At 67.1% G+C, this 22,040-nt stretch carries 46 protein-coding genes; 34 read left to right on the plus strand and 12 right to left on the minus strand.

The window, feature by feature from the left end; all coding sequences use genetic code 11:
* Nucleotides 1–45: 45 nt before the first annotated feature.
* Complete coding sequence (locus tag ABZ234_RS03445) at nucleotides 46–375, minus strand: DUF397 domain-containing protein (RefSeq protein ID WP_355010839.1); 330 nt, start codon at nucleotides 373–375, stop codon at nucleotides 46–48.
* Between ABZ234_RS03445 and ABZ234_RS03450 the strand changes: the two genes are divergently transcribed.
* Together ABZ234_RS03450 and ABZ234_RS03455 are read left to right on the plus strand one after the other, a co-directional pair.
* Nucleotides 374–1,624 carry an ATP-binding protein gene (locus ABZ234_RS03450; RefSeq protein ID WP_355010840.1) on the plus strand — a complete coding sequence of 417 codons (1,251 nt, stop codon included), beginning with the start codon at nucleotides 374–376 and terminating at the stop codon, nucleotides 1,622–1,624. The two genes, ABZ234_RS03445 and ABZ234_RS03450, sit on opposite strands and share 2 nt — an antisense overlap.
* A 15-nt stretch (nucleotides 1,625–1,639) precedes the next feature.
* On the plus strand, nucleotides 1,640–2,074 hold the full coding sequence (locus ABZ234_RS03455; RefSeq protein WP_355010841.1) for a GNAT family N-acetyltransferase: 435 nt from the start codon (nucleotides 1,640–1,642) through the stop codon (nucleotides 2,072–2,074).
* A 33-nt stretch (nucleotides 2,075–2,107) separates the two neighbouring features.
* Here ABZ234_RS03455 and ABZ234_RS03460 read toward each other — a convergent pair whose 3' ends face one another.
* Nucleotides 2,108–2,536, minus strand: coding sequence for a hypothetical protein (locus tag ABZ234_RS03460; protein WP_355010842.1), 429 nt, complete (start codon nucleotides 2,534–2,536; stop codon nucleotides 2,108–2,110).
* 98 nt (nucleotides 2,537–2,634) lie between these two features.
* Here ABZ234_RS03460 and ABZ234_RS03465 point away from each other — a divergent pair, with 98 nt between their 5' ends.
* Nucleotides 2,635–2,955: a hypothetical protein gene (locus ABZ234_RS03465; RefSeq protein ID WP_355010843.1), complete on the plus strand. Its 321-nt coding sequence runs from the start codon at nucleotides 2,635–2,637 to the stop codon at nucleotides 2,953–2,955.
* Between the two features lie 117 nt (nucleotides 2,956–3,072).
* Here ABZ234_RS03465 and ABZ234_RS03470 read toward each other — a convergent pair whose 3' ends face one another.
* The 3 genes from ABZ234_RS03470 to ABZ234_RS03480 form a co-directional block, all read right to left on the minus strand.
* Nucleotides 3,073–3,273, minus strand: a complete 201-nt coding sequence (locus ABZ234_RS03470; RefSeq protein ID WP_355010844.1) for a hypothetical protein — start codon at nucleotides 3,271–3,273, stop codon at nucleotides 3,073–3,075.
* Nucleotides 3,270–3,656, minus strand: coding sequence for a hypothetical protein (locus tag ABZ234_RS03475; RefSeq protein WP_355010845.1), 387 nt, complete (start codon nucleotides 3,654–3,656; stop codon nucleotides 3,270–3,272). Before ABZ234_RS03475 ends, ABZ234_RS03470 begins: the two co-directional genes overlap by 4 nt.
* A gap of 104 nt (nucleotides 3,657–3,760) precedes the next feature.
* Entirely contained in the window at nucleotides 3,761–5,020 is a 1,260-nt protein-coding gene (locus tag ABZ234_RS03480; RefSeq protein ID WP_355010846.1) for a hypothetical protein, read from the minus strand.
* Between the two features lie 270 nt (nucleotides 5,021–5,290).
* On the opposite strand from ABZ234_RS03480, the gene ABZ234_RS03485 reads away from it, so the two are divergent.
* From ABZ234_RS03485 to ABZ234_RS03545, 13 genes are all read left to right on the plus strand, one after another.
* A complete protein-coding gene (locus ABZ234_RS03485) occupies nucleotides 5,291–5,668 on the plus strand; it encodes a ParB N-terminal domain-containing protein (RefSeq protein WP_355010847.1) in 378 nt (125 codons plus the stop codon).
* Nucleotides 5,668–6,036, plus strand: a complete 369-nt coding sequence (locus tag ABZ234_RS03490; protein ID WP_355010848.1) for a hypothetical protein — start codon at nucleotides 5,668–5,670, stop codon at nucleotides 6,034–6,036. Before ABZ234_RS03485 ends, ABZ234_RS03490 begins: the two co-directional genes overlap by 1 nt.
* A gap of 393 nt (nucleotides 6,037–6,429) precedes the next feature.
* A complete protein-coding gene (locus tag ABZ234_RS03495) occupies nucleotides 6,430–6,627 on the plus strand; it encodes a hypothetical protein (RefSeq protein WP_355010849.1) in 198 nt (65 codons plus the stop codon).
* Nucleotides 6,628–6,654: 27 nt separating this feature from the next.
* Nucleotides 6,655–7,023 carry a hypothetical protein gene (locus ABZ234_RS03500; protein WP_355010850.1) on the plus strand — a complete coding sequence of 123 codons (369 nt, stop codon included), beginning with the start codon at nucleotides 6,655–6,657 and terminating at the stop codon, nucleotides 7,021–7,023.
* Between the two features lie 104 nt (nucleotides 7,024–7,127).
* Entirely contained in the window at nucleotides 7,128–7,292 is a 165-nt protein-coding gene (locus ABZ234_RS03505) for a hypothetical protein (protein ID WP_355010851.1), read from the plus strand.
* On the plus strand, nucleotides 7,292–7,768 hold the full coding sequence (locus ABZ234_RS03510; RefSeq protein ID WP_355010852.1) for a hypothetical protein: 477 nt from the start codon (nucleotides 7,292–7,294) through the stop codon (nucleotides 7,766–7,768). Before ABZ234_RS03505 ends, ABZ234_RS03510 begins: the two co-directional genes overlap by 1 nt.
* Nucleotides 7,768–8,220 carry a hypothetical protein gene (locus tag ABZ234_RS03515; protein WP_355010853.1) on the plus strand — a complete coding sequence of 151 codons (453 nt, stop codon included), beginning with the start codon at nucleotides 7,768–7,770 and terminating at the stop codon, nucleotides 8,218–8,220. The genes ABZ234_RS03510 and ABZ234_RS03515 overlap by 1 nt, the downstream gene beginning before the upstream one ends.
* Complete coding sequence (locus tag ABZ234_RS03520; protein WP_355010854.1) at nucleotides 8,217–8,504, plus strand: hypothetical protein; 288 nt, start codon at nucleotides 8,217–8,219, stop codon at nucleotides 8,502–8,504. Before ABZ234_RS03515 ends, ABZ234_RS03520 begins: the two co-directional genes overlap by 4 nt.
* Nucleotides 8,501–8,707 carry a hypothetical protein gene (locus tag ABZ234_RS03525; protein WP_355010855.1) on the plus strand — a complete coding sequence of 69 codons (207 nt, stop codon included), beginning with the start codon at nucleotides 8,501–8,503 and terminating at the stop codon, nucleotides 8,705–8,707. The genes ABZ234_RS03520 and ABZ234_RS03525 overlap by 4 nt, the downstream gene beginning before the upstream one ends.
* A 99-nt stretch (nucleotides 8,708–8,806) precedes the next feature.
* The gene (locus tag ABZ234_RS03530; RefSeq protein WP_355010856.1) at nucleotides 8,807–9,457 is read left to right on the plus strand and encodes a hypothetical protein; all 651 of its coding nucleotides are present in this window, start codon (nucleotides 8,807–8,809) and stop codon (nucleotides 9,455–9,457) included.
* An 83-nt stretch (nucleotides 9,458–9,540) separates the two neighbouring features.
* The gene (locus ABZ234_RS03535; RefSeq protein ID WP_355010857.1) at nucleotides 9,541–10,047 is read left to right on the plus strand and encodes a flavoprotein; all 507 of its coding nucleotides are present in this window, start codon (nucleotides 9,541–9,543) and stop codon (nucleotides 10,045–10,047) included.
* A gap of 14 nt (nucleotides 10,048–10,061) precedes the next feature.
* Nucleotides 10,062–11,270, plus strand: coding sequence for a helix-turn-helix transcriptional regulator (locus ABZ234_RS03540; RefSeq protein WP_355010858.1), 1,209 nt, complete (start codon nucleotides 10,062–10,064; stop codon nucleotides 11,268–11,270).
* 93 nt (nucleotides 11,271–11,363) lie between these two features.
* Nucleotides 11,364–11,603: a hypothetical protein gene (locus tag ABZ234_RS03545; protein WP_355010859.1), complete on the plus strand. Its 240-nt coding sequence runs from the start codon at nucleotides 11,364–11,366 to the stop codon at nucleotides 11,601–11,603.
* Between the two features lies 1 nt (nucleotide 11,604).
* Here the strand turns inward: ABZ234_RS03545 and ABZ234_RS03550 are convergent, their stop codons facing one another.
* The gene (locus tag ABZ234_RS03550; RefSeq protein ID WP_355010860.1) at nucleotides 11,605–11,859 is read right to left on the minus strand and encodes a GntR family transcriptional regulator; all 255 of its coding nucleotides are present in this window, start codon (nucleotides 11,857–11,859) and stop codon (nucleotides 11,605–11,607) included.
* A gap of 77 nt (nucleotides 11,860–11,936) precedes the next feature.
* Between ABZ234_RS03550 and ABZ234_RS03555 the strand changes: the two genes are divergently transcribed.
* Nucleotides 11,937–12,338, plus strand: a complete 402-nt coding sequence (locus ABZ234_RS03555) for a hypothetical protein (RefSeq protein ID WP_355010861.1) — start codon at nucleotides 11,937–11,939, stop codon at nucleotides 12,336–12,338.
* A 255-nt stretch (nucleotides 12,339–12,593) separates the two neighbouring features.
* Here the strand turns inward: ABZ234_RS03555 and ABZ234_RS03560 are convergent, their stop codons facing one another.
* The 3 genes from ABZ234_RS03560 to ABZ234_RS03570 form a co-directional block, all read right to left on the minus strand.
* Nucleotides 12,594–13,127 carry a hypothetical protein gene (locus ABZ234_RS03560; protein WP_355010862.1) on the minus strand — a complete coding sequence of 178 codons (534 nt, stop codon included), beginning with the start codon at nucleotides 13,125–13,127 and terminating at the stop codon, nucleotides 12,594–12,596.
* The gene (locus ABZ234_RS03565) at nucleotides 13,124–13,291 is read right to left on the minus strand and encodes a hypothetical protein (protein WP_355010863.1); all 168 of its coding nucleotides are present in this window, start codon (nucleotides 13,289–13,291) and stop codon (nucleotides 13,124–13,126) included. Before ABZ234_RS03565 ends, ABZ234_RS03560 begins: the two co-directional genes overlap by 4 nt.
* A 548-nt stretch (nucleotides 13,292–13,839) precedes the next feature.
* Nucleotides 13,840–14,052, minus strand: coding sequence for a hypothetical protein (locus ABZ234_RS03570; RefSeq protein WP_355010864.1), 213 nt, complete (start codon nucleotides 14,050–14,052; stop codon nucleotides 13,840–13,842).
* 186 nt (nucleotides 14,053–14,238) lie between these two features.
* On the opposite strand from ABZ234_RS03570, the gene ABZ234_RS03575 reads away from it, so the two are divergent.
* From ABZ234_RS03575 to ABZ234_RS03595, 5 genes are read left to right on the plus strand one after another with little or no spacing between them, the layout of a single operon-like run.
* Nucleotides 14,239–14,649, plus strand: coding sequence for a hypothetical protein (locus ABZ234_RS03575; RefSeq protein WP_355010865.1), 411 nt, complete (start codon nucleotides 14,239–14,241; stop codon nucleotides 14,647–14,649).
* Nucleotides 14,649–14,924 (plus strand): hypothetical protein, encoded by a 276-nt coding sequence (locus ABZ234_RS03580; protein WP_355010866.1) that lies wholly within the window; start codon nucleotides 14,649–14,651, stop codon nucleotides 14,922–14,924. The genes ABZ234_RS03575 and ABZ234_RS03580 overlap by 1 nt, the downstream gene beginning before the upstream one ends.
* Entirely contained in the window at nucleotides 14,905–15,432 is a 528-nt protein-coding gene (locus ABZ234_RS03585) for a MucR family transcriptional regulator (RefSeq protein ID WP_355010867.1), read from the plus strand. Before ABZ234_RS03580 ends, ABZ234_RS03585 begins: the two co-directional genes overlap by 20 nt.
* Nucleotides 15,433–15,449: 17 nt before the next feature.
* On the plus strand, nucleotides 15,450–15,608 hold the full coding sequence (locus tag ABZ234_RS03590) for a hypothetical protein (protein WP_355010868.1): 159 nt from the start codon (nucleotides 15,450–15,452) through the stop codon (nucleotides 15,606–15,608).
* On the plus strand, nucleotides 15,608–15,913 hold the full coding sequence (locus ABZ234_RS03595) for a hypothetical protein (protein ID WP_355010869.1): 306 nt from the start codon (nucleotides 15,608–15,610) through the stop codon (nucleotides 15,911–15,913). Before ABZ234_RS03590 ends, ABZ234_RS03595 begins: the two co-directional genes overlap by 1 nt.
* Nucleotides 15,914–15,951: 38 nt before the next feature.
* Here ABZ234_RS03595 and ABZ234_RS03600 read toward each other — a convergent pair whose 3' ends face one another.
* From ABZ234_RS03600 to ABZ234_RS03610, 3 genes are read right to left on the minus strand one after another with little or no spacing between them, the layout of a single operon-like run.
* Nucleotides 15,952–16,113 carry a hypothetical protein gene (locus tag ABZ234_RS03600; protein ID WP_355010870.1) on the minus strand — a complete coding sequence of 54 codons (162 nt, stop codon included), beginning with the start codon at nucleotides 16,111–16,113 and terminating at the stop codon, nucleotides 15,952–15,954.
* A gap of 16 nt (nucleotides 16,114–16,129) precedes the next feature.
* Nucleotides 16,130–16,537: a DUF6221 family protein gene (locus ABZ234_RS03605; RefSeq protein WP_355010871.1), complete on the minus strand. Its 408-nt coding sequence runs from the start codon at nucleotides 16,535–16,537 to the stop codon at nucleotides 16,130–16,132.
* Nucleotides 16,534–16,776 carry a hypothetical protein gene (locus ABZ234_RS03610; protein WP_355010872.1) on the minus strand — a complete coding sequence of 81 codons (243 nt, stop codon included), beginning with the start codon at nucleotides 16,774–16,776 and terminating at the stop codon, nucleotides 16,534–16,536. The genes ABZ234_RS03605 and ABZ234_RS03610 overlap by 4 nt, the downstream gene beginning before the upstream one ends.
* A gap of 120 nt (nucleotides 16,777–16,896) precedes the next feature.
* Here ABZ234_RS03610 and ABZ234_RS03615 point away from each other — a divergent pair, with 120 nt between their 5' ends.
* The 12 genes from ABZ234_RS03615 to ABZ234_RS03670 all read left to right on the plus strand — a co-directional run bounded on the left by ABZ234_RS03615 (nucleotide 16,897) and on the right by ABZ234_RS03670 (nucleotide 22,039).
* Complete coding sequence (locus tag ABZ234_RS03615) at nucleotides 16,897–17,253, plus strand: hypothetical protein (RefSeq protein WP_355010873.1); 357 nt, start codon at nucleotides 16,897–16,899, stop codon at nucleotides 17,251–17,253.
* An 8-nt stretch (nucleotides 17,254–17,261) separates the two neighbouring features.
* The gene (locus ABZ234_RS03620) at nucleotides 17,262–17,708 is read left to right on the plus strand and encodes a hypothetical protein (protein ID WP_355010874.1); all 447 of its coding nucleotides are present in this window, start codon (nucleotides 17,262–17,264) and stop codon (nucleotides 17,706–17,708) included.
* A gap of 34 nt (nucleotides 17,709–17,742) precedes the next feature.
* Nucleotides 17,743–17,952 carry a hypothetical protein gene (locus tag ABZ234_RS03625; RefSeq protein ID WP_355010875.1) on the plus strand — a complete coding sequence of 70 codons (210 nt, stop codon included), beginning with the start codon at nucleotides 17,743–17,745 and terminating at the stop codon, nucleotides 17,950–17,952.
* 10 nt (nucleotides 17,953–17,962) lie between these two features.
* Nucleotides 17,963–18,265: a hypothetical protein gene (locus tag ABZ234_RS03630; RefSeq protein WP_355010876.1), complete on the plus strand. Its 303-nt coding sequence runs from the start codon at nucleotides 17,963–17,965 to the stop codon at nucleotides 18,263–18,265.
* 17 nt (nucleotides 18,266–18,282) lie between these two features.
* Entirely contained in the window at nucleotides 18,283–18,501 is a 219-nt protein-coding gene (locus ABZ234_RS03635; protein WP_355010877.1) for a hypothetical protein, read from the plus strand.
* A gap of 41 nt (nucleotides 18,502–18,542) precedes the next feature.
* Entirely contained in the window at nucleotides 18,543–19,232 is a 690-nt protein-coding gene (locus ABZ234_RS03640; protein ID WP_355010878.1) for a hypothetical protein, read from the plus strand.
* A gap of 75 nt (nucleotides 19,233–19,307) precedes the next feature.
* A complete protein-coding gene (locus ABZ234_RS03645) occupies nucleotides 19,308–19,688 on the plus strand; it encodes a hypothetical protein (protein WP_355010879.1) in 381 nt (126 codons plus the stop codon).
* Between the two features lie 207 nt (nucleotides 19,689–19,895).
* Nucleotides 19,896–20,588 (plus strand): hypothetical protein, encoded by a 693-nt coding sequence (locus ABZ234_RS03650; protein ID WP_355010880.1) that lies wholly within the window; start codon nucleotides 19,896–19,898, stop codon nucleotides 20,586–20,588.
* Nucleotides 20,589–20,654: 66 nt separating this feature from the next.
* Nucleotides 20,655–20,948, plus strand: coding sequence for a hypothetical protein (locus tag ABZ234_RS03655; RefSeq protein ID WP_355010881.1), 294 nt, complete (start codon nucleotides 20,655–20,657; stop codon nucleotides 20,946–20,948).
* A 252-nt stretch (nucleotides 20,949–21,200) separates the two neighbouring features.
* Entirely contained in the window at nucleotides 21,201–21,374 is a 174-nt protein-coding gene (locus ABZ234_RS03660; RefSeq protein WP_355010882.1) for a hypothetical protein, read from the plus strand.
* A gap of 123 nt (nucleotides 21,375–21,497) precedes the next feature.
* Nucleotides 21,498–21,770 (plus strand): hypothetical protein, encoded by a 273-nt coding sequence (locus tag ABZ234_RS03665; RefSeq protein ID WP_355010883.1) that lies wholly within the window; start codon nucleotides 21,498–21,500, stop codon nucleotides 21,768–21,770.
* Entirely contained in the window at nucleotides 21,767–22,039 is a 273-nt protein-coding gene (locus ABZ234_RS03670; RefSeq protein ID WP_355010884.1) for a hypothetical protein, read from the plus strand. Before ABZ234_RS03665 ends, ABZ234_RS03670 begins: the two co-directional genes overlap by 4 nt.
* Nucleotide 22,040: the final 1 nt, after the last annotated feature.

The raw sequence follows: 22,040 nt of genomic DNA on the forward strand, positions 1-22,040 counted from the left end.
CTTCTCCGCCTCCCGGCCCCTGCTTCGGCGGGGGCCTTTCTCATGTCAGGTGGCGCTGCACAGGAACGCCGCCCACTCCGACCTCGGGATGTCGAGGTGCCCCCGCTCCGGGTGCTTGGAGTCGCGGATGGCGGTGCCGGCAGGAAGGTCGGCGACCTCGACGCACGCGCTCTGGCTGCCGCTGTAGCTGGACTTGCGGAACGCCACCTCAACGCACTCGTTCTCGCCGGCGCTGTAACTGGACTTGAAGAACACGAGTTCGCTCATCCCCGAGGTGTACCCGCCCGCGCGGTGGTGCCGGTGGCCGGAAGCGGACAGGGGCAGAGCTCGATACTCGGCGTGCGGTGTCGTGGGGCATTCGTAGCATCTGCCCATGACCTCCTTCACTGCTCTACACCGGGCTCTTGGCCTTGCCCCGGGGCCGCTGTCGATCGACATGTTGAACGCGGCCGTCGAGGCCCGTGTCCACGAGATGGCCGACCTGGACTGGAAGGGAAAGCTGATTCCAGCGGAGAACCTGACCCGGTCCGACTTCCCCAAGGACGTCGCCGCGATGGCCAACAACGGTGGCGGCCTTCTCGTCTACGGAGTCAAGGAGACCCGGAAGCTAGCGACCACGCGCGTGGACGTCGGCGTCTTTGATGAGAACTACGAACGCACGCTGCGCCAAGCCGCGATCTCGGCGATCTCCCCGCCCATCCTCAACTTGCGTGTTCACCAGCTCGGATCCGAAGCAGAGGGCCGAGCCATCGTGGTCGAGGTGCCCGCAAGCGCCGCAGGGCCGCACCTGATCTACCGCAACCAGTTCTTCGGGGCCCCTATTCGCAACGACGCCGACACCGTCTGGATGGGAGAGCATCAGATCGAGGCGATGTACCGGGCTCGGTTCGAGGAGCGCCGCCACGCGAGTGAAGCGCTAGACGCGCTGTACCAGGAGACCGCGGACGGCCGCGACGCCAAGGAACGGGCGTGGCTCATCGCTGTCGCCCAGCCTCGGATCCCGCGGCTGCTGCACCGGGCGACTCTTGGGGAGGCGCGCGCGGTGCTCGCGCGCGCCAGGAGGTTGACGCTCGGCTACGCGTCCAGTCGGGATAACCATCCGCTGGAGAACGTCGAATGCGACAACCCGCGGCCGGGCCTGCGTCGCTGGGTGGCGACGAACACCGCCACCGATGAGCGATCCCAGTGGAAGCAGGCGTGGGTAGGGGTGCACCATGACGGAGCGGTCACTGTGGCCACCGCGATCGGGGGGCGCCCGATAGACGCGAAGAGCTCCCACGAGGGCGGAGAGGTACGGGGGTCGGGCGTTGAGTGCGCAGTCGCCGACTTGATGGCCTTGGTTCGGGCGACCGCCGAAGGCAGTGGTGACCGCGAGTACGAGGTTCGTGTCGGCATCGAATGGGATGGTGATGGGCCACTGACGTTGTGCCGCACCGAATTCGGTGGCTGGCTCCCCGCACCTGCGGCGTACTCACTGAGTCGGTACGTGCCCGTCAGCATGACCGTCATGGCGACAGCGTCGGAGGAGGACTTCCACGAGCAGGTGCATGACCTGGCCCAGGACTGCGTGAACCAGGGGGGCTTGTTCAACCTTGAGCTGATCTCCCTGCCCGATCGCGAGTAGTAGGCGGCTGCCCTCATGCTGATTCGCCACGCCCTGCCGGAGGACGGCCCGGACATCGCCCGCCTGGTCGCCGCCGCGGCTCCGAGCTTCGGCGCGAAGGGGCACTCCGCGGGCTCCGTCGCCCTGGTCGCCGTTGACGCCGGCGTCGTGGTGGGCTGGCTCGAAGGCGTCCTCGACGGGGCGTACACGGGCCCCGGCGCCCCGGTGCCGCCTCCCCACGGGTACGTGCTGTCCCTGGTGGTCGACGCGGCGTGGAGGCGCCGGGGGGTCGGCACGGGGCTGCTGGACGCGTTCGTGGACCTCGCGCGAGGCGCGGGACGGCGCTGGGTGTTCCTGTTTCCGGACGAGGGCGAGCAAGTCGAGGGGCGCGTCGCGTTCTTCGAGCAGGCCGGGTTCGAGGCGGTGGCCGACCCCGGGGAGCGGTGGCCCGCGATGGGGAGGTGGACATGACAAAGCCCCTCCGAAGAGGGGCCGATCAGATAGTTACTGCGTCCACTCATGCCGTTCTGCGTCAATGCTCGGATCCATCTGATATGTGATCCAAAGGGGTTGTTCGACTTGAGTGATGCTCATGGACGTGTCGAGCACTATCGTCTGCCATCCGCCCACTTCCTCCCAGGAATACTCCTTGCCGTTGGGTGCGTAGATGACGACCTTGTACACCGGGGGCTTGTCGCTGTTGCGGACCTTCATCTGCTCAGCGGCCCGTTCAGTGACTTCCCACGGGTGCTTGTGCTCGTTGAGCTGTTGTTCGACGAGGTCGTTGGCGCGTTTGGCCTCGCTTGCTGCCGCATGGGAAGCGGACGCGGAGGAGTGGGCGTAGTAGAGGCTTCCGAGAGAGATGAGGAAGGCCAGGGCGGCGATGCCGACGGCCCACCAGTTGGGCTCTTGGAGGATGTCGCTGAGGGTCATGGCGGGAGAGTAGCGGGCTCGCGGGTCGGGCACGTGCCCGACCAGTCCTTGCCATGTACGTTGCCCCGACCAGACCGGAACAGAGGGACCATAACGGCATGAGCAGAGAAGTCAGCCTCCAAGACAACGAGATTCTGCTTGAGAAGCTCGACAGTGAGGATCCCGAGTTTAGCTACCCGTTTGCCGAAGCTGCCCATGCCATCAGTGTGAATACCCACCTTGCAGACACCCAGGAGTTAATCGTAGCTGATGTGAAAAAACTGCAAAGCACACATGGCAAGGACACCTACGTCACCACTCGGAAGACTCCAATCGGCAAGGTAGTCGTCCTGCAATACCCCTACCATCACGCGCTTGAGCATAGGTACTCCCTGTGTCACTGCGACGTAAGTGGGTTGCGGAGGAGTACACCCTGGTGATTCTTGCTGCCTTGTCGACACAGCACTGCACCCCGTAGGGGCCTCGCTACCAGGCCGATCAGGTTGCCCACTAAGTTGCCCGCAGTGCTTGCGAGGAACCTAGTGAGCAACCGGTGATCAGATCCGTCGGCGTTCCCTCGGCGCGTGGTCGGGCGGGTCGTACCCACCCAGGACGCTCCACTCATGGCAGAGGGTGGACCCGTCCACGGCGATCCAGTGGCCTCGCTTGTCGGGGTGCGGCCAGATCTTGCGACGGCACTCCGCGCACTCGCGGGGGTCACCGGTGGCGCGGGCTGCGGTCTGTTCGGCGAGGGTCACGGGGTCCCCTCCGGGAGCGGAGCTTCGACGCCGAGCGCCTTCACGGTCGCGCACGGCCAATCCGCGTACCCACCCTGACCGTCCGAGCAGTGGTTGCACCACAGGGTCGGGTTCTTGGGGCACAGCAGGTTGCTGTACCACCCGTCGCGGTAGTGGCCTTCGCTGATGGGGTCGCCGCAGTGGCCGCACTCGTCCGGGTCGTTGACGTTGTCGGCGTCCTCGAAGCGCACGATCGGCGCGTGCAGGGCGAGGACGGCGTTCACGGGTCCGACGAGTGATCCTGCCTGCTCTGCGGTCACCGTGGCGTGCACGGGGGCGGCTGCGATCAGGGGCGGGGGAAGTTCGCCGTGTCCTGTGTCGAGGATCGGGGTGGGGTGGTCCATGCTGTTCCTCCTGGTCTGATTGTCGCCCGTCACGCCTGTGTTCGCTGACGTGTCGGGACGGGAGGTGGGGCCGCCCGACGACAGGACGCCGGGCGGCCGTGGTGTCAGACCCGGAGTTCGACTTCGCCGTTGCGGATCTGCTCTGCGGTCACGATGGGCGCGAGTGCCCCGGTGAGGTCCTGCGGGCGGGGGGTCGGCAGCAGCGACCCGTCGTACTCGTCTTGGTTCGCGGGGTTGCGGTAGGGCGTGTAGCCGCCCCTGGCGCGCTTCTCGGCCCTTTGGATGTCCTGGATGCTGGGTGCTCCTGCTGTGCCCTGTGCGGGCACGTGGGGCGCTCCGAGACGGCGTGCAAGGTCAGGACGGGCGTCGGCTCCGTCGCGGTCGAGGATCTTCCGCACGGTCTCGAAGTCCCCAGCGGCCATGTCGGCCTCGCAGGCGGAGCAGTACCCGGGCGCGAGGGTCACCCCGTGCTCGGAGCAGGCGGCGTCAACGGGCGGGGAGTCAGCGAAGCGGCGAACGTGCGCGAGGTCGCGGGCGAGGTCCCGGTCAGTCCGGCCCGTCACCCACGGGATGATGCGGCGGATCGGCTGCCCGTTGTCACCCTGCTGCTCGATGTAGTCCACGACGGCGGTGGCTTCGTCCTCGGTGCACCCGGTGCGTTGCATGACGATGGCTTCTGGAGTGATCGTCTTCTTCGTCTTCTCAGCGACGGCGGGTGGTGCCGCCTCGTGGGTGATGTCCTCTACCTCAGCCGAAGAAGAAGAGAGGGTCATATCAGAAGGTCCCATAAGAGGGTTGGGGGACTCTGAGTCCCCCCGCGAGGGGACTTCGTGTCCGGTGGCGGGGGGACTTGTAGTCCCCCCGGTGCCAGGGGACTTTGTGTCCCCCCGCTCCCCCGGGTCTCCGTCCTTCTTCTTCCGGCGCTCGGGGCGTTCCTGCCCCTTGTCCTTGCGACCGGGCTTCGCCGGGGCGTCGGCAAGGTCGGGCCGGTTCTGCGGAGTGATGGGACCGCGTCCGCGCTCAGCTCGGGACTCGTTGACGTTCGCGAGCTGCTGAGCGCTGTAGTAGGAGTGCGGGATCATGATCTCCCACACGACGGTCTTCTTGTCGGCGGGGAGCTTGAGCCAGCCTTCGGGCATCTTCCCGGTCTGGCGTCGGAGGATTCCGCGTTCTTCCATGGCGTGGCACTTGCGGCGGACGGTCTTGGTGTCGATCTTCGCGACGCGCGCGAGTGCGGGGTAGCCCCGGTAGGCGTTGCAGCCGTCGAAGTCGCCCTTGTTCGCGAGGGCCATGAGGACGGCACGCTCTGCCGCGTCAATGACGGGGGCGTGCTCCAACGCCCAGATGATGGGGTAGAGGCTCACGGCGTCACCTCGATGCTGAGGTGGAACGTGAGTGTGGCTCGCTGGGTAGCCCCCCAGTTTTGGGTACGGGCTACCATGTAGCTAGAGTTCATCCCTAGCCGCCTTTCCTGTGTGTGCAGGTGAGGTGGTCAGAAGCCGTCGTGGTGTTACCAGCACCCGGCGGCTTCGCTGTTTTCAGATGTCCTGTAAGTCTACCTTGTGTTCACGTGCGACGGGAGGATTGCATGGGGCATACTTGCAATCTACCCCACGGTGGTGCATGGTGGGCACATGCAAACGCTGAATCCACTCGGCCTCGACACCATCGACGCCACCGGCTACATCACCGGCCAACACGACCTCGATGCCGACCACGTCAACGAGATCGCCGCGTCCATGGAAACCGATGGCTGGCAGGGTGCCCCCCTTGTCGTCCTCGGTGACTACGCCCGCGCCTACACCGGCACCCACCGGCTCGCCGCCGCCGAACAAGCCGGACTCGATGAGGTTCCCGCAGTGGAACTCGCCGACCTGTTCCAGGCGTGCAACCTCGACCTGTGGGAGATCTGTGACGGGCAGGGCCTGTCCGTTCTCGAAGATCGCCCGCAGATCGTGGAGCTCCTGCCCGCCGACGTTCGCTCCGCCTACGGCCTTGAGGACCTTTGCTGATGACCTACACGGACTTCGAGAAGTTCAACGCACTCACCCGCCAGCAAGCAGCAGTCCAAGACGAGGTAGACCGCATCGGCGCCGAACGTGCCCGCCTCCTCGCTCAACTCCACATCGAAACCGGCCTGTCCTACGCGAACATCGGCGCTGAAGTCGGACTGAGTCGCGGCACCGTCCAGCAGCTCGTGGAACGCGGACGCAAGATCCTCACTCACGAGCGCGAGGCTGCCCAAGAGCGGGAGCCGACGGTCGCCCACTACCAGCGCGATCAGGGATGGGCACCCGACGACGCGACCAGCCAGCGGGCCCTCATGGAAGGCACGGCCGCCGCCCACGGATACGAGATCGTGCAGTGGAACGAGGACTGACGCGTTGCGCGAGCCCGTCCGGCAGGTCCGGGCGGGCTTTCGTGTGTGCAGCCGAAAGCCCCCGACGGGCGGGGGTCGGGCAGGGTTGAGGACTACTCCCCTGCGTCCTTTCTAGGGGTCGCCGGCCACTCCGCACCCGGGTACCCCAGCCACGCCTCCCATAGCTGACGGGTGACCGCTGAGCGGTCCGACCCCGCCCTCTTCACTGCGGCATCGAAGTCGTCCGCGAGTTCGTCTGGGATGCCGCGGAGAACCCGCTGCCTGTGCCTGTGCTGGTTTGCCATGGGCCCATGTTCTCAGGTGGCTTGCCACCCGTCAATTGGCATGGCATAGTGGGTGGCAAGCCACCCCTCAAATGGTAAAATGAGAGAAGAAACCCCCAAGGAGTCCCCGATGACCTACACCCCCCGCGCCGGCGACCTGGTCCGCGACGCCGACCACGAGCTGTGGTTCGTGTACGCCGACGACCGCAACCCCGACGGCCTGCTGTACGCCATCAACGCCCACACCGACCCCCGTGAGCCCGGCCAGCCCGTCCGGAGCGTGGACACCACCTGGGGGCCGCTCCGGCTGGAGTACAGGCCCGCTTGACCCCGACCGAGCAACGAAGGAGCCCCAATGGACGAAGCGCCGCATGAACTCCTGCAACGGGCGGCCAACAAGGCGCGCGGCACCGCACAGGACGCCATCGAGAAGAACCAGGGCTGGATGGTCGAAGAGAAGTCCGCTCCGCTCCACTTCGACGACTCCGCCGACCTGTACTCGCATGACCTGCGGTGGGCTGTCGTCCGGGACCTGTACCCGCACCATGAGGTCGCGATGGACCTCACCAAGGCGCACGCCGACCACGTCGCCCTGTGGCACCCTGCCGTGGCCCTGGTGGTCGCGGACTGGCTGGACACCGAGGCGAGGAACGCGCGGCTCATACAGGCCAGCGTCCTGCCTCGCCACGCTGAAGCGGTCGCCCGCGCGCTGCTCGCCGTTTGACCCCCTGACCGACCGACAACTTCAACCGCTGGTGCGCCTGACCCCGCCCACACGGAAGGCCGCCCCAAACGGGGCGGCCCGGGAACACGAAACGAGGAGTCCTGATGACCCCCACTGACGCGCAGGTCGCCGCCGTCATGGCTGCGATCGTCGCCCCCGACAGCGAGCAGCCGAAGAGCGTGCTCGTGGAGTTCCAGCGCTGGCAGCTGGAGCAGACCATTCGGCGGGTGTGGCCGCACATCGTGGAACAGAGCAAGGAGGAGAAGTGATGGACCGCGAGACCTTCAACGACCCGATCCACAACCCTCCGAGCAGCACCCCCGCCGAGGCGTTCGGCGAGCTCCCCGAGGACGGCCGGATCCCCTTCCTGGCGTTCCTCGACCGCTTGGAGGAACTGCTCGGACACGGAGTCGATGCCGACTGGTTCGAGCACCCCAACCCCGAAGACGGCACCGCCGGAGAGCTGGAAGTCCAGGTCCACGCCATCCACTTCGCCAACCCCTCCGAGGATCCGTGGCTGCTGACCTTGAAAGGCACGGTGTACACCGACCCCGACCTCGCTCCCGACTGGACGTGGGCATGGGACTCGGCGGACAGCGACGAAATGCTCTGGGAGACGGCGCCCGAGCTGAACGGGTGGGGGTGGCCTGGCGCCGATGACGCCGTGGATGTTCTCGCGCTACTCGATCGGCAGCGCGCGGCGTGGGATGACGGACTGGCCGGCCTGCACACCGAGGAGAAGTGATGGACCCGCTCGACACCCTGACCGTCGCCGACTGGCGGCGCGTCTACGAACGCAGCCAGGAGCGCGTGAAGGCCCTGCTTGACGAGGGCGTGGCGGCCCGGCGGCGCGAGGCGGAGCTCGTGGACCGTCTGCGGCGGCGCGAGGAGGAGAACCAGCGACTCAGCGAGCAATCCGCACTGCGGTCCGGACGCGTCGACCGGCTGGAGGCATCGAACCGCAGTCTCCGGGAGGGACGCGACCGAGAGCGGGTCAACGCCGCCAAGAGCTCGAAGGAACTGGAGGACGAGAACCAGAAGCTGCGGGACAAGCTCTGGAACATCGCCCTCGTCAGGGCGTACACCAACGAGGACGGCAAGAGCTTCGTGTTCACCGACGACCTGCTCGTCGCCGCAGGAGACATCACCCCGGAAGCCCTGGAGCGCGCCCGGGAGATCGCCGGGGAGGAGACGTGATCATCACCCTGTGCGGGTCCGTCGCCTACCCCGAACTCCTCGTCCGTGCGGACCGTGAACTCACCCTCGCCGGGCACGCCGTGCTTGCCCCGCTCCCCATGGGGCGGGACGTCACCGAGGCGGAGATGGGCGAGTTGACCGACACCCACCACGCGAAGATTCGCATGAGCGACCTGGTCGTGGTCGTGCGCAAGCCCGACGGGTCGATCGGGGAGGCCGTTCACAGCGAGATCGCCTACGCAGAGAGCGTCGGCGTCAAGGTCGAATACCGGGAGGGGCAGTGAAGGTCCGCCAGCATTTCGACTCGACCGTCCACGAAACCCAGCCCAACCGCGACGACTGGACCGAGTGCCACAGGATCCTCACCCTCGACGGGGGCGACCTGTCCGCGACCTTCCTCCCCGACGACACCCCAGTGGACTGCGGATACTGCCTGCGGGAGATCAGGCTCAGGGAGCGGCTGAGGAAACTGCGCGCACAGCAGTAGGGCGGGCCCTGCCACACGGCGGGGCCCACAGGCATGCGCAGGCGCATTGCCCCCAGCCATGACAGGATCAGCCCCACCCCACAACCCCCTGGAGCCCACATGCCCCACTGGCTGATCCCCGCCAACTGGACCCCCGAATGGGTCAGCGCCATCGGAGGAAGCGCCGCAGCCGTGTTCGCGCTCATCGCGCTCATCGTGACCCTGTCACTCTCCGGACGTCAGGCCAAGTCCCTCAAAGTCACCATCAACGCGCTCAACGACGAGATGGAATGGCGGCACCAGGAGCGGGAACGGCAGAAGGCCGAGGCTCAGGAGCGCAAAGCCACACAGGCCGCACAGGTGGGCATCATCCCGATTCATCGACCCCCTTCGCACCACGGGTCGTTGCGCGACCACCACTCAAAGCATCTATTTGACGGGCCCCGCATTGGCGACTTCCTGTCCAAGTCGGGGGTCTCGTATGGGGATGTGCGCCTTGGGTTCCGGATTGACAACAACAGCCAGGCTCGGATCACTAATGTCGCCATCGCCCAGGAGCACGGACATGGGCCACGCTGCTACATCGTCGACTTCGAACCGCGAGCAGGAGGAGGCAGCGCTCCGGTCCTTCCTCCTGGCGAGTCCGTGCGGTTCTACTGGGTGGAGCCCGTATCCGACTTGCAGGTGCACGTGGACTTCACCGACGCGGCCGGCGTCCGTTGGCGTCTTCACCACCGCGACGGCCTGTCCGAGCTGACCGGGCAGGAGTGACAAACGGGCCCTCGCCTACGCAGCGGCAGGGGCCCGTTCGCGAATCAGCCTACCCCGCAGGCACTCCCGCCTACACTGCCCACATGGCGAAAACCCTCTACCTCGTCGTCTCCGGCGCCCCGACCGCAGAAAGCACCCCCGAGCTCGTCCAGATGCTCCAGGGCGACGGCTGGCAGGTGGTGTGCCTGTCCACCCCCATGGGCACCCGATTCCACGACACGGCCGAGCTGGAGAAGCTCACTGGGGCCCCCGTCCGCACCGAGTACCGGATGCCCGGGGAAGGCGAAGGGTCACCGAAGGCGGACCTCGTGGTCGCCTGCCCGCTGACCTTCAACAGCGTCAACCGGTTCGCCGACGGGCACGCCGACAACTTCGCGATCGGCCTCCTCTGCGAAATGGTCGGCTACGACGTCCCCACCCTCGTCGTCCCCCACTGCAAACCCCAGCTCGCCTCCCATCCCGCGTTCCAACGCTCCCTGGCCACCCTCCGATCAATCCCCGCCGTCACCCTCGTCTACGACCACGACGCCCCCTACGAGTCCCGCCTCCCCAGCTGGGAACACCTACTCCAGGTCATCCGTACTCTCTAGACAGGAGGCCCGGCGTGGACGCAGCCACCAGGGGCCAGATCATCCGCAGCCACCGCCGCAGGCGCGGCTACTCCCAGACCGTGCTCGCCGGGCTCGTCGGCCGGTCCGAATCGTGGCTGTCTCAAGTCGAACGCGGCATTCTCTCCGTCGACTCCCACGAGGTGTTGTCGCGGCTCGCCGACGTCCTCCGTCTCCCCCTGTCCGACCTCACCGGAAGCACCGAAGAGGCCACGCCCATGCGTTATACGCCAGCCGATGCCATCGAGCGCGCCATGATGCGGTACACGTCCCTGGAAGTCATCGTCGCGGAGACGGGTCGCGAGGACCCTGTGGACGTGCCCCGGCTCCGTGCCGAGGCGCACCGCACCTACGCCGCCTACCAGGCCACGAGGTACACGGAGGTCGGCCGTCGTCTTCCTCGGCTGATCCGGGACGTGGAGGCGGCAGCACGGTCGAGGGGCGCGGACCGTCCGGCGGTGTGCTCGGCGCGGGCGATGGTCTACAACACCGCGGCGGCGGTGCTCCGCCGGGTGGGGGCGAAGGATCTGGCGTGGCAGGCCGCGGACCGTGCGATGGCCGCGGCGGAGTGGGCGGACGAGACGCTCCTCGCGGCGGTGGGTGCGTACCGGCTCAGCTACGTGTTCATCTCCCGGGGGAATCCGGACATCGCGGCTGAGCTCGCGATGGGTGCGGCGCACGCACTGGAGCGGCGAATGCACCCGGGCACTCCCGAGGAGCTGTCGGTGTACGGGGGGCTGCACCTGGCGGCGGCGACCGCAGCTGCGGCCGAGTACGACCGGGCGGCGGTTCCGAGGTTCCTGCGGCAGGCGCAGCGGGCGGCGGACCGTCTCGGTGCGGATCTGAATCTTCACGGGACGGCTTTCGGGCCGACGAACGTTGCCATCCACACCATCAGCACGTCGGTGAAGGTCGGGGATGCCAAGTCTGCGGTCGCTGCCGGTGAAGCCCTGGACGTCGCCCAGCTTCCCACCGGCCTGGTCGGGCGCCGGGCTCAGGTGCACTTGGATGTGGCGTGCGCGTACACGCAGACCCGTCAAGACGCTGCCGCGGTGAACACTCTCCTCGAAGCGGAGAAGATCGCCTCCGAGCTGGTGCGGCATGACCCGTCGACTGCGGCCGTGCTGACTGAACTCCTGCGCCGGGAGCACAAGCGGAGCACTCCTGAGCTGCGGCCTCTGGCGCAGCGAGCCGGGGTCGCCTGACCGAGCACCGAGGTGAGACCCGCAGGATTCTGCGGGTCTTTTACCTTTCAGGGGCTGCGGAACACTGCGGGTGCTCCGTCTTACCTTCGACCCATGGACACCTCACCGGGGGTCGCACCGTCCCCCACCAAAGACAGCGCAGAGCTTGCTCGGCTCAAGCGCATGTACGGGGACGCGTGGCGGGTCTGGCGCACCCCCCGGTACTGGATGGCGACCGCGCTTCGGGGGGACGTCGAGCAGACGCTGATGGAGGAGAGCGCAGCGGACCTTGAGAAGAAGCTGCGCTCCCCCAGTGCCAGGGTCGGCGGACCCTACAAGGCGGACGTCCTGTGAGCTACCCCTTCACGAACGTGCCGCGGCGGGGAACTACGTACACCACCTCCCTTTCGGCCAGGTGCCGCACAGCGCGCCGAACCGTGTTGCGTGCCACCCCGAACTCCTGCTCCACCTGCTTCTCGGAGGGGATCGCACGTCCCACCTTCCAGTCCCCTCGTCGGATGCGAGCCTCTAGAATCGCGGCGAGCTGCTGGTAGACGGGCACGGGACCCTCGTGGTCAAGCTCAGCATCCGGACCAAGATCAAATTCCATGGCGGCACCGTAGATCTAGGTGTACGTGCTGCCTCGTAGAGGTACGTCTAGGTACGTACCTAACCCAGGGGGTACCAGTGAACGTCCTCACCGACACCGAGCGGGCCCTACTCGCCCTCGTCGACGCCGCGGAAGCCGCCGGCCTGGACGCCGTGATCGAAATCCCCGCTGACCGCGCGCCGCGCACCGTGGACCTGCGGGTGGTACGGGGCGACGAGGTGGTCGCGGCGATGCGCGTTCGCATCCAGGGGGGCGAGGTCCGGTACGAGATCCCGGCGAGGCCGGGTGGCGACGAAGTGCAGGCGGTCCGCACCCGCTACCTGGGGCCGGTCGGCCGTCCCGTGGCTGCTGAGGATCTGGCGGTGCTCGATCACTGGTGGGCGAAGTGCCCCGGGACCGGTCGGCAGCCTGTGCCCGTTCCCTCGCGCCGGGTGGAGGACACGCCGCGGTGGATGAGGCCGCCCGTGCCCGCCTCATGAAGCTTCCCGCGCGCACCGTCCCCTTGTTGCGCGCGGGGCCTGACGTCGCACCTTGCGAGGGGAAGCGGCAAGCCCGACCCATGCCGGGCGGGGCGCCGAGTGTTCGTGAGACCCGGCGCCCCCTTTAATCCTCCGCGCGAGCCTCACGGGGCATAGCGCGCGGTGGCCCCGGGGTGGTGCCCGGGGAGGGCCTGCGGGGAAGAGGTATGCGGGCCCGGCCCCCGCCGTCGAAAGACGGCGGGGGTTTTCCAGAACCTACTCCTCCGCGGACGGCAGAGGCAGCCGCCGCGGTCGGGCAGGCGTCTGCCCGTCCAGGGCCCGCCACGCAGCAGCCCACCGCTGGAAGTCGGCGGAGGTGCCCTCCAAGGAGACCACGAACGCGTTGAGCAGCGAGAAAGTCGGAAGGCGGTCGGACTTGAGCGCTTCACAGAAGCGGGACGAGGACCGCACGCCCACCCGGTCCGCCATCACCCTGTACGAGGGAGACCCGGCCCACCGCCTGTACCTGTTCATCAGCTCGATGAACTCGGAGACACTCGTCGCTTTGAGCGGGTCCGGTTTCATGCCCGCACCAGGCAGGTCGTCGGGAACCTCGGGGGTGAACTTGGCTGACACGAATTCCCTTTCCTGGGGGGACCAGACACGCGCGTCCTTGTCAGAGCCGATCGGGCCCTGCACGAGGATGACGGGCACCTCGCCCCAGAGATTGCCGTCCTCGTCGACGCGGATGCTCCTCGGCTCCACGTCGGACTTGACGATGTACCGGGGTCCGGAGGCTTCGGCGGTCACTTCGCCTCCCGGGGGCTCACCCGGGCGGCGACGTCGACTGCGACACCGAGCCCTGCGGCGGCGAGCAGCGCCGACATGGCGAGACCGTGGCCCTGAGAGTGGAGGGCCGCAGCGGTGATCACCACGATGATCACGATGAGGATTCGCCCTGTGAGGGAATCCAAAGAGAGATGAGCGGTCACGAATGACCTTTCACGAGAAGGATTCTTAGTCGGCTGGATGGTCACAAGGCCCTTTTGTGCGCAGACCGCACCTAGACGCTGGAGACGTCGCGGTCAGGCAGGGACGTGACTTGGAGTGCCGATGCGAGGAAATTACCTCATCCTGAGCGCGGATCCCACTGGGAGGATGGAGAAATGCGCAGGCCTGGGGCCTCATGTGAGAAAAGTGATGGATCTCCGCACTGTCCTCGTTTGGGCCCTGCTGAGTTCTATACTGTTCGGTAGTGTTCGATCAAGTTCGATTTGAAGCTAAAGCCGTTCGGTAGCTTTGGAATTTCGCACGGCGGGTACACAGATGGATGAGCGCAACGACTTCCGTAGTATCATTTACGGTCGTGCGGTAATTCCTGAGAGTGGTCGCCGCATTGTGGGGGATTCGGCTGGATGACGGCCGTCCGGGACTGGAGACCTCGGATGGTCGGTGACGTGCCCACACAAGAAGGGCCGCTTCCCGTGGGAAGCGGCCCTCATCTTTTTGTGCGTGGGCACCTCTACGGCACCCAGGACCGCCAGTGCCACACTGCGGGGTCGCCGCCTGGCTCGGCGGTGTACAGCACCCGCGAGCAGTCATCGGGGGCTCCGGACCCGTCCTCTGGGACGAAGTCGAAACCGGGTTCGGGGTCCTCGACGGCCTCTCGGTCCACGGGGAGCGTGCCTCCGTCCATCGGGCCGCCTACCAGCTTCACCTGCACCATGTCGCTCATGGGGAAAGCCTGCCAGGCGGATACGACTCGCGGGCGAGGTGGCCGAGATCGGCCAGAGAAGACTCTTGATCTAGGATTTCGCGGGCCAGAGGCCATCTCTGAGAAAAATCCAGAGTGATGTGGACAAAATATCCAGAGTGGTCTAGATTTACGTGTGTCAGCAGGACAGCGCACTAGGAGGCGGACATGATCAGGATCGACAGGGCGGACCGCGACCACACCGAACTTCTCGACCCCGCCAACTGGCTGTCCTTCCACTGGTCCAACGCCACTCGCGAATGCCGGGGCTGCGAGGACTGCGGCGGCAGCACCGAAACCCTCATCCGCTGCTACGGAGAGACCATGGTCGACGACGTCCGCCACGGTGTCAGTGTCTGCCGCGACGAGGACGACCTCGTCGACTACCTCGCCGCCGTCGGTGCCGACCTCGACAACTGCGTCCTGGTGAAACTGAGTGGCCCCTACAGCGACGATGACGCCCACGACGAGGACCTCGGCGAGTACCTGATCCTGCCCACCGAGATCACCTCGGTCCGTCCTGTGGACGAGGCGTTCGTCGCCCAGGTGTTCGCGAAGATCGACGAGAAGGCTGCCTGATGAACCCCTCCGACTACTACAGTCTCGACACGGACGCGATCGCTGCGCTCCCCCGCGCCAAGGCCCTCGAACTGCTCGACAGGATCCGCCTTGATGTCACCTCGGCAACCGGAGCCGAACGCGCTCGCATCGTCGGCGCTGAGGTCGAGGAGCAGGCCGCCGCCCACGGCAAGCACGGTTCGCAGCGGCGCGCGGCCGAAGCCTTGGGCATGAAGACGAGTCGTGTCGGACAGCTATGGACGGAGTACAAGCAGGATGGAGTACGGCGACCCTGACGGACACGGCGTGCACGGCCAGCTCACTACAGGTGCGGACGGCGGGCTCGTCTGTCACGAGTGCGGGGCCGAACGACGGTTCCTCGGCCGGCACGTCCGCGAGCACGGCATGTCCGCCGACCAGTATCGGGAACGCCACGGGCTCGGCAGGTCGACGCCGCTCGTCTCCCCCGACCTCCGGCGCACCTTCAGCGAGAAGGCGTCCGAGCGGGTGGACTCCCCCGAGTGGAAGCGCTTCGAGGCCGCAAGGGATGTTGACAAGGCTCGAAAGGAGTCCTTGAAGGCTTCGCGGGAGCCGCTTCGAGCGCAAGCGTTGGAGACGCGTAGGAAGACGGCGTTGGCCGCTTCCAGGTCGCGCCCTGCCCGGGTGTGCGAGGTGCCCGGGTGCGGGCGCAAGCACGTCACGAACGGGTGGTGCCGCACCCACCTTGAGCGCTACAAACGCCACGGCGACGTCCAGGCGGACATACCGGTCAGGCCACGCAGGGGCGGTCCGAAGTCGACCTGAGCGGGTACATGACCTGCGTGGACGATGAGATCTCGGACGCCGAAGCCGCTGAAGACGCCGACAATGAAGCGTGGCTCGCGAGCCTTCCGCCTTCGCGACGAGCCCTGGTCGGGATGATGCTCGACCGGCTCGTCGACGCCGAGAACGACAGCACATACCGGCCGGACTACCGCTGATGCCCGCCCCCACACACCGTGTTCCGCCCCTGGTCCGCGTCACCGTGGGCGGAACACGCCTGCACGCGTACCTGCTGGCGTGGGTCGAGCCCGGCGCGGCCCGTGTGGGGTGGTGCGAGCAGTACCAGACCCTCCCCGGGCGCGTGGAGTCGCACCAGTGGCGGTGGGTGGTGGACGACGTGCCGCGCGGGGACGTCGAACAGCTCCCCGGCCAGTCGTACCTGGCAGTGCCGCACGCGGAGAGGGCGAGGCACCCGGAGAAGCCCGAGGACACCCGGACGTGGCGGCAGATGAAGCGGGGATGAGAAAGCCCGCCCCAGCTCCTCGGGGCGGGCTTCGTCGTCTACATGAGGCCGGCGCGGCGGGCCAGGATGTGGCTGGTGATGACGCCAGCGGCGATCGCGCACCAGATGACCCACGCCCACCAGGTGGCACCCGGTAGCAGGGTGATCAGGGCGAGAGCGAGCGTCGCCCATGAGATCCAGACCCAGACTTTCGTACTCATGGTCTCCCTCGGGGGGTTAGGTGAGAGTCCACGCCGGATCATAGTCGGGATGGTCGGCATAGGGGGCGGCGATCAGGCGGAGCAGGTACCCGCTCGCACCGTTCTCGATCGGCAGTCGAAAGCGTTCGCTGACGAACTCGTTGGCCTGCTTGGCTTCGACGACCGCTTGCCGCTTCGCCGTGATCTCCCGCAGCACCCGGAGAGGGTCATGGCGGGCGATGTGCAAGGCGTTCTCCTCGGTGGTGACGCCGCCGCCTTCATGGCCGACGTACACCACGTGGGTGACGCCTTCGGCAACCACTTCCCACTCATTGTCGAGAGTGCCCGTCTCGCCGGGCTGCGCTCCCCACTTCCCGGGGGTGGCCGCCTCCGCCGCCTGCTCCTCCTCGTCCAGGCGCGCGTTGACGAACTCCACGATGGTCATGAGGACCCCCTCTTGGCCGCGTTGCGTGCCTTCACCTGAAGGCGGCGCACCCACTCTCGGGTCTTACCGACCTGATCCGCGACTTCCTCCTGCTGCATCTCCTTGTTGCTGGTGACCTCGTTGACGACGTTGCCGAAGTCGATGCGGACCTGTTCCTTCATACGGTCGGCGTGGGCATCGATGGTCGCGATGGCGTCGTAGGCCTCTTGGACCCGCTTGTCCGGGGGCGTGGTGCTCATAGCCCCATGATGTCACGGCGATGTTGGCCAATCCAGAGTTGTTTGCCTACAACTACTTGTATGCCTACGGCCTGTTGGCGTAGAGTGGAGACATCAGCACGACGCCCCCCGGAGGACCACATGACCCGCCGCCCCACCGGCACCGAAGCCCGCATCAAGAAGGAGATGCGCCGCCTCCAGCGCCGCGCCGACGTCGCCAGGCGGAACGCCGCCAAGGCCGCGCACAGGAACGGACTGCGAACGGCCGCCGGCCACCTGCGGGCGCTTGGGGTCGACGACGCGACCGCGACCGGGATGGCGGCGACGCTGAGGAAGAAGATCGCGGGCGGAATCGAGGGGTTCGTCCGCAAGGACGGCGTGCGTCGCTCCTGCACCCGGCACACGCAGGGGCAGGTGATGGCCGCGCTCGTCGGCTACAAGCCACGCAAGGACACCTACCGGGACGCGCGCATCCAGCTGCTCGCACTCGCCGCCTAGGAGAACTCGTGAACACCAACGTCACCAACCCCGTCGGCGACATCGTCGGAGTCGTGCGGCACGTCCGCGAGGTCGTCGACAAGGACCTCGCCACCGGCGTCCTCACCTACGCGGACGCCTACTCCGCCGCCTACCGCAACTCGGCCGACACCGGCTACCTGCCCACCAGTCCCGACCGGCACCCCACCGCGGAGGCCGCGAAGGCCGCCGTCCTCAAGGCGCACGCTGAAGCCCGCCTCCCGCGTATCCCCAAGGGGTTGCGGCTTGGCGCGAATCAGAAGTACGCCCTGTGGGTCGCGTCGCTCTCCGGGGCTGGGCGTCTGGATGACGTGCACGGGGCAAAGCTCGCCGCCAAGGGCCTTGCCGAGGGGGACGACTGGGTCGGGTACACGCTCACCCCGCTCGGACGCCAGATCGCGGCGGAGTTCTACGACGACGACGGGAACCTCCGGTAACCGTCCAAAGCCTCGCCTCATCCAAGGAGACCTCATGAACCCCATCGACGAAGCCGCCCGCGAGATTTCCGTTCAGGCCACCACGCTCGACGTGGCCGCCGCCCGCCAGTTCCTCGACGCCAATGCCACCGAGGGTCGCGTCGCCGCCATGCGCACGTCCGGTGCCGGGCACCTCATCCGCAAGTACAAGATCAACCGCAACCTGTCCGCAATCGCCCGCCGTATCGTCGCCGACCACACCTGAGGAGAACGCATTGGACGCCATCGCACTTGCCGCAGCCGGCACCACCTACACCGACTCCCGAGGCACCACCTGGCACACCGGCCTGTCCGAGGAGGGTGATCTCGTACTGACTGCCGCCGGGAACCCGAAGACGCGCACCTACGAGGAGGTGGACGACGCGTGGGGTCCGCTGGTGCGTTCCAGCTTCACCGCCTCGGAGCTGGCCGCGATCGCCGAGGCGCTGCCCTCTCACGAGATGCGCGACCGCCTGGTGGTGCTCGCTCTGCGGGCCCGCGAGATCGAGAGTCTGCTGCCCGCGCCCACCGACGCCTGACCACCAAGGAGCCCCCCATGACCCTCACGATCGAGGACCGCTACTACGAGCAGGAGGAGGTGGAGGACGTGGAGTTCCGGTGCGTGGTGGAGGTGACGAGACTCGACTACCCCGACGAGTGCGGCCAGCTGTGCGACGACGGGCCGATCTGCTCTGCGCACATGCTCGACGTCGACGCCGGCGTCATCCCCTACGAGCAGTACCGGCGGTACCTGGCGCACGGGGGATCCCAGTGAACCCGCCGACGCACAGTCGGCACCCCCTCGTAGGCCAGACGGTGACAGTGACCCTGGCCAACGGGACCACCATCACCGGGACCCTGTGCCCCGACCGCACCGAATACGTACACGTCATCGACATCGGGGGCGCAGAGGTCATGGTCCGCCCCGATCAGGCCACGATCAAGGAGGTCACCGCGCCGCAGGCCAACGGACGCCGGCACGTCTTCGCTGACCACCAGGACAAGATCACCGACGAGGACTGGGCCACCACCCGGGCTGTCCATGAGGCCGCACACGCGGTGATCGGCATGATCGTCGGCCTGACCCTGAAGGAAGTGTGGGTGGAGACCGGGCGCCGCGCCACTGTCGGGGGCGAGGCCCGCTTCGAGCCGGGCGTTCCGCAGGCGCTGGCTGTGCACCTGATGGCCGGCCCCATGGCTCAGGCCAAGGCCGTGGCCGAACGCGGCTACGACCCCCTGGTGCAGGCGTCAGTCGAGAGCCTCGCCGGACAGGGCGACCACGCCACGATCAACACCCGGCTCGCCGAGGGGCACGTGATCTGGCTTTCTCAGGCTCAGAGGGACGCTCAGGCCCTGCTCGACTCCCCGGAGGTGTGGCAGGCCATCTGTTCGGCGAGCCGGGCTCTGGCGAACAAGGAGCGACTGTCCGGTGCCGACGTCCGCGCCCTGATCGGTGAGCCTCGCGACCTGACCTGCCACCGGGCATGGCTCCCAGGGCTCACCTGACACGAAGACGGCCCGGCAGGAGCACCACCTCCGGCCGGGCCTCGCGACCTTGCAACCAGCTACGGAAGAAGGATCATGATCGACACTATCGCGCCCCCACGCCCACGACTGGGTCGGGCGGATGTGAACACCGTGCTCGACAGCATCGTCGGGGAGGCGGGTTGGCTGACCACGGCGCAACTCGCAGGGCTGATCAAGGCGGACGGGATCGTGGGGGATCGCATGTCGGACCGGTGCAGCCCGGTCGGCCTGTGGGTCGTCGGGGCGCTTCAGGCTCGGGGTGTGGACGCGGTCGGGTACGCGTGGGTGGCCTCGTTCCTCGTGTTCGACCGCGCGCGGGTCGTCATTGGGGAGGCGCAGATCAGCGAGACGCACACCCTGTACGGGTTGGAGTGCGAGATCAACGACGGCGGGTGGTCAAGGCTGATCAGGCAGGGAGAGGGGGATGAGAGGTAGGTTGCGCACAACTAGAACTTGCGCAATTTTCTCATGGCCGTTACTATCTGATTAGGTCGAACTTTTGTCGAAAGGCCCGGGGGCTACCACCCCGGGCCTTTCGCACGTCGAAAGTCCTCATGAACAGGTAAAATAGGGCCAAAGACTAAGCCCGGCGGGTGCGCAAACACCCCCGGGCAGCGGCCGACCTGATGAGAGCAGATCGACGTGGAAAAGCTTACCCTCACCTGCTCGTGCAAGACGAGCATGGTCCCAGTTCAGACACTCGGCAACGGCCACTACCGGTGCCCCATCTGCCGAACGCGGGTCCACGTGGCCACGCCCTTCGACAGGCAGTACGAACGGTGCAGGGTCACCCTGAGCAACGACAAGCGGTGCCCCAAGCCCATAGCCGGGCCGGAAGCCCTTCTGTGCGAATACCACACCGACGCGGCTGCCGAATGGGTCCTCCTGAACCCCGAACGCCGAGACGCTCTGATCGAGCGCTCGTCCGACCGCGAAGTGTTCGTCGAGTACCGGGACCTCCACGACGAACGGGTCGAACGCCTTCGACAGACACGCAAGACCAACGCCGACTCGCGGCCGAAGTTCGTGTACTACGTTCGCCTGCGGCCCGGCTGCATCAAGATCGGCTACTCCGCTGACGTCCGCGGTCGGATCCACACGTTTCGGGTCTGGGACGAGGATGAGCTTCTCGCCGTTGAGCCTGGCGGTCGCGCCATGGAACGGGAGCGGCATCTCCAGTTCGGGCACATCCGCCAGCGGTTCGACCTTGAAGAATTCGACGAGGCGCCGGATCTGATGGAGCACATCGCGGCGGTTCGTGCCGGCCATGGAAATCCGTGGCAGGCCATCGACCGCATGAGGAACCTCGCCAGGCGCGCCCACGCGTCAGGCTGATTCAACAAGCCCTTAAATCGGGTCCCGACCTTCGCAGGCGGGGCCTTTTGCGTGCCGGGAGATGCCGTGGCGACCAACACCCAGCTCGCACAGCAGGCCCAGGACTCCATGCGGGCGGCCAAGCGTCTTCTCGCGATCGTGGAACTGTCCACCGGCATCGAGTGGAAGACCGCCAGCGGCGAGACCGTTCGCGTCGAACCCCACGACGACGGCTGGGCCGTGCACAGCAGCGGCGTCCTGTGGGCCACGCGGGGTAGCGCGTCTTCCGCCGTGGACTTCGCGGCGCGCGCTCTTCCGCCGACTGATTCCGACCTCGCGGCGCTGCTCACGTGGACCGCGTGCGGGAAAGCGAGGGTGTGAGCGTGCCCCGGTCTGACCCCGCCCGCATCCGGGAGCTTGAACGCTGGCAAGCGCGACGCGACTGCGAGGAACACGGTCACGTCCACCCCGAGGACTACACGCCTCCCCCGAACGGGGGCAAGGTCATTGAGAGACGCCCGTTCGGCTACAAGAGCCCGGTCCGGATCATCAATGGCGGGCCACTCTGCGAACGCTGCGGCGACTCGCTCCCCCACGCGCTGACAACCGCACCCTGATCTCTCGGAGGTAGACGTGACGCACCCACAGGCGGGGTCTCCGCTCACCTTCGAGGGGTGCATGGCCAACGCGTCACGCCTCCTCCAATTCGCTGAGGACGAGACCGACCTCGCGAAGATGTCGCAGTACAACGAACTCGCACAGACGTGGATCAACCTTGCGAGCCTGCACCAGGACGCGCACACCTAAGACCGTCCGGCCGGGCACACTCACACGCCTTGGCCCGCGACCGGACACACACGTCCCGGCGCTCCGCCATGAGGGTGGACGTCGAGCGCCGGGACTCCACCCTCAACACCCTCGGGAGAGACCATGGCCACCTGGGCCATCATGTGGATCGACGGACACGTCGAGACCATCAAGGCCGAGCGGTACGACTTCTTCGACGGCGACGCCACCTTCATCTTCCATGACGGGGACGTGCGAGAGCCTGTCGCTTCTGTCCCGAACGCGGGGATTCGCGTCATCCGGCGTGCCAGCGAGCAGAAGGCGGACATGGCCATGCGCATTCACCGTGCTCCCTCTGAGTCTGAGCTGGCTGAGATCCAGAACGCGAACCGCTTCACGATCGGCGGTCGGGGATGACATGCGCCAGTGGTGGCCACATCACCCCACACGACCACAGCGACAGCATCCCCGCGCTTCTCTCGCCCGGGTGCTGCCGCACCGACATGACGCTCATCGCGCGCATCGGCGGCCGGGACTACGAGCTCGGGACGATGACCCTCGACGTGCCAGTCAGCGTCGGCCGCGAACGCCCGCTGCTGTGGGAAGTCGGAGACATCGCGTCCACGCTCGCAGCGGCGCTCCGAGAAGCAGCCGACGAGATCGAGAACCCCACGGCGGAGGGTTGAT

The sequence above is a fragment of the Nocardiopsis sp. NPDC006198 genome (assembly GCF_040613895.1).
In the GTDB taxonomy this organism is placed as follows: Bacteria; Actinomycetota; Actinomycetes; order Streptosporangiales; family Streptosporangiaceae; genus Nocardiopsis; species Nocardiopsis tropica.